The following is an 8842-nucleotide window of genomic DNA, read 5'->3' as shown; positions in this document are numbered from 1 at the left end:
TAGAAATCGCAAAACTGCTATGCCGTTCTAACAAAAACAGTTCTTCACTATTTAGCGACTACTCCTGCTTACTAACGAAGTAGCTAAGCATCCCCGCAGGAATAAGTTGGTCAGGCTTATATTTATCAATTCATTCACAATCTCTCATGGAGGCGGCACGCGCCGTACCCGGCGCGTGCCAAGCCTGACCAACTTATTTTTGCTTAAACCCTAAGCATCCCCGCTCTCCATAAATTGAACAAACCAACGATTGCCACGATTAATAGTGTTACCAAGACAGATACTCCCAATGCATGGAAAGTTTAATTTATTTTTGCACGGGCCCCTAAGTGGGAAACAGCGATACACGAACATGAGATTTACAATAGTTTTGATGTCGCTTGGGCTTATAATTTGCTCAATAAGTCGTTAATAGCGTGCAATAATTCATAGATAGTGTAGGGCTTTCGCAAGAATGCCTTAACACCAGCATCAGCAGCTTCAAGAAATTGGTCGTTTGTCGGAATACCACTGACAGCAAGAACTTTGACAGATGGATTCATTTGCTGCAAAATGCTGATCACAGCTAACCCATCCATTGACGGCATCATCATATCCATTAACACCATGCTGATGTTCTTTTGATGCTCGGCATACAATGATATTGCTTCAATACCATTGCTAGCTGTCAGAGTTTTGTAGTTGTGGTCTTCTAAGGAAACTTTGGTAATTTCTACAATCGCGGCTTCATCATCAACAATCAGAATTAATTCTCCATTGCCTAATAGTGATTCTAAATTCTCTGCTAGCGGTCTGGTACTTTCCTCCATAGATGGCAAGTACACCTGAAACTTTGTGCCTTTGCCTACTTTGCTCTCTACATTCACAAAACCACCGTAATTTTTGACAATGCCAATTACAGTGGACAGACCCAGCCCTGTGCCTTTACCTAATTCCTTAGTAGTAAAAAATGGTTCAAAAATGCGCTCCAAAATTAGCGGGGGTATGCCAAATCCGGTATCCGAAACAGTAATGACTACATAAGAGCCGACTTGAGCATTGAGATTCATCCTGGCAAAGTTTTCATCAACGAAGGAGTTTTCTGCACTAATAGACAAATCTCCACCTTTAGGCATAGCATCACGAGCATTGATGCACAGGTTCATTAGAACCTGATGTATTTGAGTGGCGTCTGCCAAGATAGTCAAGAGCTTATCTTTAGGTAGATTCTTATTGATTTTGATAGATTTGGGAAATGTGCTTTTAGTGATTTGTTCAACTTCTAATAATAAGGGTTCTATTTGTAGACAAACACCTCTGCCCTGAATTTTAGTTTCAGAACCACGTGCGAAAGTTAGAATTTGCTTGACCAAATCAGCCGCACGCTTAGAGTTATCTTCTAGAACCTTTAGTAGCTGTTTATTGCGTGTATCAACATGCGGCAACTTGAGCGCCAACATTTCAACTGAAGCCATAATTGGCGTCAAGATATTGTTGAGGTCATGAGCAATACCACTTGCCAGCGTGCCAAGGCTCTCCAAGCGCTGGGTATGGAGGAATTGCGCTTGAAGTTGTTTTTTCTCGGTAATGTCAGTGTCAACACTCAGAATAGATTTGGGTTGAAATGCTTCATCCTGCATCAGTGTCCAGCGGCTTTCGACGATAATTTCCTTACCGGATTTTGTCAGTTTATGTAATTCGCCTTGCCACGAGCCACATTCTAAGGCATCTTGAAAAGCTGCCTCTAGTTGTGTTGAAGTTTCTTTGTACAAAAGCTGTTTTGAGTTCTTTCCCAAAGCCTCACTCGCTTGCCAACCGTACAAGCGCTCTGCACCTTGACTCCAAAATCGGATTTCTCCGTGGAAATCTTGAACTAAAATCGCATCGCTAGCAATATCAAGTAGAGCGGCTTGTTCTTTAATTTTCTGTTCCGCCTGCTTGCGCTCAGTTATATCTTGTGCAATACCACCACAGTAGCGAACTATCTTGTGTTGATCATACACAGCAAAGCACCGATCCCAAATCCAACGCACCGAGCCGTCAGGTCGTAAGATTCTATATTCTACTTCAACAGGCTGCTCACTGGGCTGTTGCTGTAGGGTTTTGCTCATGAGATTGCAATCTTCTGGATGAATCGTGTTTATCCAGTAGTTCTGGTCGAGTAGACTTTGGCAAGAGCGTCCCCAAATCTTCGCATAACCAGGGCTAATGTAGAGGATTTGAGAGAAATCTGGAATAGCAATCCAAATTGCTGCATAAATATTCTCCGCAAACAGACGAAATTTCTCCTCACTCTGCTCTAATGCTTCTTCAGCACGCTTGCGCTCCGCGAGTTCAGATTGTACCTGCTCATAAAGTTGAGATTGTTGAATGGCAATGCTTACTTGCGTTGCTAATTGCTCAAGCAAATCGATTTCCCACTCCTGCCACCATCGAGGTGCTGCACACTGATTGCCAACCAACAATCCCCATAATTTTTCTCCTTGCAAGATGGGGACTACCAAGTTTGCCCTGACTTGAAACTGAGCTAGTAAATTGCGGTGACATTCGCTAAGACCTGCTGTATAAATATCAGCTACAGCTTGAATCCGCCCCTGTATATACTCTTCGCCTTTCGTTTCCATGAAATAAGTATCTTGGGCTTGAGCATTTAGAATTGAGAGCCAACCTTCACCAACACATTCCACCACTACAGTCCCACTATAGTCTGGTTCAAAGCGATACATGAACACTCGGTCAGCCCGAAGCAACTGGCGTACTTCACTAACAGTGGTGTTTAGAACCTCACTCAAATTCAAACTTTGGCGGATACGTACAGCGATTGCCATCACTAGTCGCTGCCGCTCAATTTGCTGTTGTAGTGCTAACTCTGCCTGCTGACAATCTTTAAGCAGGCACATTTGATTAGATTCATCATTGTTCATTTGCAATCTGCCCAACCATTACCATTAAGTTATTGATATCTCGTGACTGTTGCTTATTGAAAACAGCGCAGCGTTAACACTCTCAAACTTATACCAGATTAGGTAGCAATAATAAACACAGAGTTGAGAGCTAATGCCTAAAAACCCTGTTCATACTCCAAAGTCTAAGCTCTAGGCAATGAATCATCCGATTTATCTAAAAATTATTTGATAAAAATAAACCATTTTTATGAAACTATTTTCTTGATTTTATCAAATACTATTTATTAACTAATATGTATTAACTTAGCATTACTTATGATTAGCGAAGCTAGTTTCTAGAAAGATCATATAAAACTCTACTAACGCCTAATTTTGATTTCTAAATTCTCTAAACATCCCCGCTCTCCATAAATTGAACTTTCCATGAATTGGGGTATCTGTCTAAACAACACTATTAATCGTAGCAATCGTTGGTTTGTTCAATTTATTTTTGCTTAACCTCTAAAAAGGTGAAAATTCAATCTTCATAAACTTAAAGTAAGCTTTAAAAGGAGTTCTGATTGAACATCTATCTCCTTAATTGCAGCATAAATGACAATTTTCTACAAACTCCGTAAACTGCACATAGGTCTAGTAATGAATGGATATACTTTATAAATCTAGCTTGTGCAAAGCTTTTCTTTGTTTTAACTCTTAAGCTTTAAATTCGGTCTGGAGTTGCACCATCTAAGCTTCCCCGCTCTCATAAGTTGCAGCAGTTAATCAACCCACCCAGCTCCGACAAGGTAGAAATTACCAGAGGTGGAAATTTGCTACGCCAGGGCGATGTCTGCGACAAGCCGCTTAAAGCGTCTACGTATTATTCAACTGACCAATGACTACAACCGCGAAGTCTTCAACGGCCTCTTGGGAATTATCCAGAGCATTGATACTGTTGAGCAAGAGGTCGTGGTGCAGTTAGGTGAGCGTACTGTCGTTTATGATTATGCAGACTTGAATGAAATTGCCCTCGCCTGGAGCGTTACTGTGCATAAAAGTCAGGGGTCAGAATATCCAGTGGTGATTCTGCCAATCTATATGCAGCATTATGTCATGTTGTCACGCAACTTGTTTTATACTGGGTTAACCCGTGCCAAAAAGTTAACCATTGTCGTTGGTGCTAAAAAAGCAATTTCCCTGGCAGTACGTTCTACTGATGACAAAGAGCGTTACACAAGGTTACAGCATCGGTTGATTCATGCTGGGCGTTCATCAGTTGTAATTTAAATTAATAACTAAATTACCCAAAAACTGCCTCCTTATACTATTGGTCTACCTACTTGATACTAGCTTGATAATAAATGTTTTGAGGTAATACTATCTTTTTGATATTCAATATTCAAGTGGTAATTGCTACTTAAAATCATATAATTAGACAATAGTATCCTTTTTTTCATATTTATAACTTCTGGTTCTATGACTCAAGTAGCTCTCACTTATCAACTGAGGAAGTACCAGCGAAAATGGATAAAAGATATTTGGAATTCTTGGCGTAATGGTCATAGAAGGGTACTTGCTCAACTTCCTACAGGTGCAGGTAAAACAGTCTGCTTTGCCCATATCTGCCATGAGTTCTTTCAGCAACAAAAACAGGTTTTAATCGTCGCTCACCGCATTGAATTAATTTCTCAAGCTGCCGAAAAACTAGAACTTATTACTGGGGAATCAGTCGGCATTATTAAATCAGGTATCCCATCCCATCCAGAACGTAGGATTCAAGTTGCTAGCGTTCAAACCTTAGCACGGCGGAAGCTATTAGAACTACCGCTCAATATTGGCGCTGTTATCTTTGATGAGGCTCATCATGCCAGTGCTTCATCATATCGGCGGCTGATTGAACACTATGAAAACGCACAAATATTAGGTGTCACTGCTACTCCCCAAAGAATCGACGGTCAAGGTTTTGTTGACTTATTTGATGATTTGGTCATTGGTGAAACTACCGCTCAATTAATCAAGACCGGATATTTAAGTAAGTTTCGCTTATTTGCCACTAACCAAACTATTTCTACTGTTGGAGTTGAGAAATACGCTGGGGACTTTAAAGCCTCGCAATTGGCTGTTGCTGTTACCAGCCAAATCGGTGTTGAGCAAATCTTTCAAAACTATCTCAAGTATGCTTCTAATCTCCGTACTGTCATCTTCGCTTCTAGCCTAGAACACTCTCGTGCCTTAGAGAAAGAGTTTTGTCGTCATGGTGTTAATGCTGAACATTTAGATGGTTCTACACCAAGTGATACTAGGGTTCAAATTCTCCAACGCTTCCGTACCGGAACTACTCAAGTCATCACTAATTACGAAATCATTACCGAGGGTTATGATTGCCCCAATATCGAGTGCATCTACTGTGTACGCCCAACTGAAAGCTCCACCCTCTGGCTTCAGATGACCGGACGCGTTCTTAGGACTCACCCTCTCAAACCAACTGCCGTAATCATTGATGTTACCGACAACTGGAACAAACACGGACTCCCTGATGAGCCACGTCAATGGAGCTTATCACCTAAAACCATACAATCAGCACAAACTTTTCGTTTAACCCAATGTGAGCATTGCACCCATGTTTTTAAACCACTTGCTCATGAAATGGCTGTTGTTTGTGGAGAAATTGATGAAGATGGTTTACTAATTCAACATCATCAAGCTACTTGTCCTAACTGTGGTCAGAGCGTTGAGTTTACTACTAAAGAAACTATCACTCCAAACTCGGCTCTCACAAGAATCCGACTGAGGCAGAGCTTCTCCCTTGAGATCACAGAAATTGACTTGTCTGTGTCTGGTACTCAACTAGAAAAGGTTTACGACCTCCTTTACAACCAGCACTTAAACAACGCTCCTATAGCCCAAATCTACAAAGCTATCTTCATGACCTTTATTGAAACCATCACTGAATTTACTTTGGGTGATTGGCGTGAGATTGTCAAAATGATTGAACCCTCACAACCAGTAATTACGAAAAAAGCCTGGGAGCTGTATCAAGATGCTCTTGTGAGGCATAAAAATCGCCGACTCGCTCTTTGTTTTATCGAACAGCGAAAGTTAAAAGAGCAAATCAACAACCCAGCCCCTATGAAAGTAACTACATCTCAAACAGTTAATCAACTAACTCCCAAGATATCTTCACCGCCAGAGTCACAATCCAAATCATCCGCCTTCAAAAAAAAGTTAGGCAATCATTATTTCCAAAACAAATATGCCCAAGAATGGAAGCAATCTTTAGCTAACTGTTCCATGTTTACTGCCGATTTCCTCAGTAGCAATGCCGGATTATTTCATGTAGAAACTACACCGAATTTTGTCAACATTTCTCTTGAGATTAGAGAACTTCCTGGTCTGAAATCAAGATTGAACGAGATTTGTAACAACACTGAAATCCAAAAAGCTTTCACTCTGGGCTTTGGCAAGCAAGCCCAAGTTACAATAGTTCGTAATTGATCATGATGCTCGATAACCCTAGCTATAACGTGTTACACATAATCAAGTACCAGTGTTTTGAAATTCGACTGTTTTATCCTTGCTTGATGAAAATTGTGCTATCTTGTGCTATCTAAATTTCTCAATTTTGAGCTTTTGATCGGTTAAAACTAGAAAATTTAGTTACTACTGTCAAGTTAATTACGGCGTTGTCGCTGCTTGTTAACTAGCTAGAGTTAAATGTATGATCATTGAGTTGCATAAATTTACCTCAAGCAAAATCCTTTGTATACTAAAGAATTGACCAAATATTCTGCTAGCACGGACGTTGAACAAACCAGCCGTATTCTTGTAGTAGAAGATGAACAATTAATTCAGGAAATGCTAGCTGTTACATTGTCTGAGGAAGGCTACAAGGTAGATACTGCTTCTGATGGACGCTCTGCCTTTGACTATCTCAACAGACTTCAATCCAATTCACAACAGATAGTCCTGGACTTGATTGTCCTTGATGTGATGCTGCCTCATATAAATGGGTTAGATATTTGTCGATTGCTGCGTCATCAGGCGAATTCAGTGCCGATTCTCATGCTCAGCGCTAAAGGTAGTGAAACTGATCGCGTTTTGGGGTTAGAGGTTGGAGCAGACGACTACTTAACCAAACCTTTTAGTATGCATGAGTTAGTCGCTCGTTGTCGTTCCCTACTGCGCCGCCAACGTTTAAATACACCGCAACAAACACAAGTATTAAAATACAAGGATATCACCTTGAATCAAAAAGAGTGCTGCGTCTGGGTTCGCGGTCAACAAGTGAATTTGTCCCCCAAAGAGTTCCGTCTGCTAGAGTTGTTTATGAGTCATGTTGGTCAGGTATTGTCAAGGGAACAATTGCTAGATAGAGTTTGGGGACTAGATTACATTGGGGATAGTAGAACGGTAGACGTTTATATCCGATGGTTGCGCGAAAAATTGGAACTTGACCCGAAGCATCCAGAATATCTAATAACACTAAGAGGTTTTGGATATCGGCTGGGATAATATTATTCACTTATACTCTACAAGACGCTACGCATAGCAAGATCCCGCAGGGTACGCTCTAAAAGCTTCCCCTGCTCGCCTAGCTCAGATAACTTTCTTAACCGAACCATATTGAGTGTGTAAGAGTATTAAAAAAACTAGAACCACTTCTTTGTAATACTAATTTACCGGATAATACAACCCCGTATTTTCATGAAATTCCCACCCCATGCTCGATTTATCCTTCCCCTTACACCAAGCTACAAAAAGCGGTGGGTGCAGCTTATTTCGCTGCTCCCGTATAGTTTCTACACTAACACCAAGTCTTGTAGCCAAACCTTCTTCGGTTAGCGGTTGGATTCTCTAAGTAGAGCGTTGATAATATGAATTGTTATACGATTTCTTGGTTTGCTTGAGTTGGTTGTTGAGATAATCTTGAATTTTAAGAATCGCTTCGGTCAATTGTTTGATTCGAGCTGCCATGCCCGAAACTTTTTGTTCTAAATTAGCGAGATTAGGGATTGCTCCAGTTTCATTACTATTGGATTCGCCTTTGATTTGTGACTCTAGCTTATCAAGGCGTGAGCAAATATCCAATATCGTTTGATTCGTAGCGTTGGCGCTATTATTACTAGCAACCAAGTACTCCTCCAAGTACTCCTCAACCCTTGCCTTAATCTTAGAATCCAGGCGTTTATCTAAATCATTGCTGACAATTTTATCAAGATCATCTAAAGAACCATCCAGGTAGCGTTTGATAAATTGGGTGAGCACGGCTGTTGCCGTCGTGTCTTTCGAGTTGCAACGGGCGATAAACTGCTCCCACATCTTTTGATCACAGTTGAAAGATGCCAGTTTCTTGTTTTTCCCTGTTTGGCTCATATCTAGGTAATGTCTAGGTAAACCGGAACTGTCCGCGACCGGGTGAGCGCCAGGACTGGAAGATAGTTACCTAGACAGTACCATGATTAGTGCGTTATTCCCTGCCTAACCCCGCATCAATCATCAACGCGGGTGATTCTGCATTAAATCTCGTCAGCGCTTCCGCTAGTTGCTGGAAATGGCGATACTGCTCGTACGCATAATCTCCCGGTTCTAACTCCAAAAGTTGACGCATTGTCCCCTAAAAAATCAGGCAGCCTTCAATCAAGTTGATTAATCGAGGGGACAACATGCATATCGTAATAAGGCTGCCTGATTTTTTTTCGTGGAAGACCCCCGTCGCAAAATTTAACATAGTCAGTTCGCCAGTTGAACTCACCTATAGCCTTAGCGAATCTTTCTGCCAAATCCCGCGATTCAAAACTTGCTGCCGTTGCCTTGCCGTTATGATTGTAAATCTCGCCTCTTTCCGTCATATTTTGTTACCACATTGTGATGATAATATTTTGGTTGTGTTGCAAAAACTTATTCAGGATAAAAATATTGTATAAATCAGAACTAGTTATGCAATTATACCGAAGATTTGAGCAACAAATTTTACTTGA

Annotated in this window: 6 protein-coding genes and 1 pseudogene; 3 read left to right on the top strand and 4 right to left on the bottom strand. The window is 41.0% G+C overall.

Going from position 1 to position 8842, the window contains the following annotated elements:
• Positions 1-386: 386 nt before the first annotated feature.
• Complete coding sequence (locus HCR01_RS35860; RefSeq protein ID WP_193200664.1) at positions 387-2903, bottom strand: PAS domain S-box protein; 2517 nt, start codon at positions 2901-2903, stop codon at positions 387-389.
• 731 nt (positions 2904-3634) lie between these two features.
• Between HCR01_RS35860 and HCR01_RS35855 the strand changes: the two are divergent.
• The 3 genes and pseudogenes from HCR01_RS35855 to HCR01_RS35845 all read left to right on the top strand — a co-directional run.
• Positions 3635-4151, top strand: a pseudogene (locus HCR01_RS35855) (ATP-dependent DNA helicase); the annotation flags it as partial.
• Between the two features lie 189 nt (positions 4152-4340).
• A complete protein-coding gene (locus HCR01_RS35850) occupies positions 4341-6359 on the top strand; it encodes a DEAD/DEAH box helicase (protein ID WP_193200663.1) in 2019 nt (672 codons plus the stop codon).
• Between the two features lie 264 nt (positions 6360-6623).
• Positions 6624-7376, top strand: coding sequence for a response regulator transcription factor (locus HCR01_RS35845; RefSeq protein WP_193200662.1), 753 nt, complete (start codon positions 6624-6626; stop codon positions 7374-7376).
• A gap of 342 nt (positions 7377-7718) precedes the next feature.
• On the opposite strand, the gene HCR01_RS35840 is transcribed toward HCR01_RS35845, so the two are convergent.
• The 3 genes from HCR01_RS35840 to HCR01_RS35830 all read right to left on the bottom strand — a co-directional run bounded on the left by HCR01_RS35840 (position 7719) and on the right by HCR01_RS35830 (position 8713).
• Positions 7719-8237: a hypothetical protein gene (locus tag HCR01_RS35840; protein WP_226890022.1), complete on the bottom strand. Its 519-nt coding sequence runs from the start codon at positions 8235-8237 to the stop codon at positions 7719-7721.
• Between the two features lie 94 nt (positions 8238-8331).
• Complete coding sequence (locus HCR01_RS35835; protein ID WP_193200661.1) at positions 8332-8472, bottom strand: hypothetical protein; 141 nt, start codon at positions 8470-8472, stop codon at positions 8332-8334.
• A gap of 25 nt (positions 8473-8497) precedes the next feature.
• Positions 8498-8713 carry a hypothetical protein gene (locus HCR01_RS35830; protein ID WP_193200660.1) on the bottom strand — a complete coding sequence of 72 codons (216 nt, stop codon included), beginning with the start codon at positions 8711-8713 and terminating at the stop codon, positions 8498-8500.
• Positions 8714-8842: the final 129 nt, after the last annotated feature.

The organism is Nostoc sp. MG11 (assembly GCF_014904695.1).
GTDB lineage: Bacteria > Cyanobacteriota > Cyanobacteriia > Cyanobacteriales > Nostocaceae > Komarekiella.
Note: the sequence above shows the minus strand (reverse complement) of the source record. Positions and strands in the feature narration are given on the sequence as shown.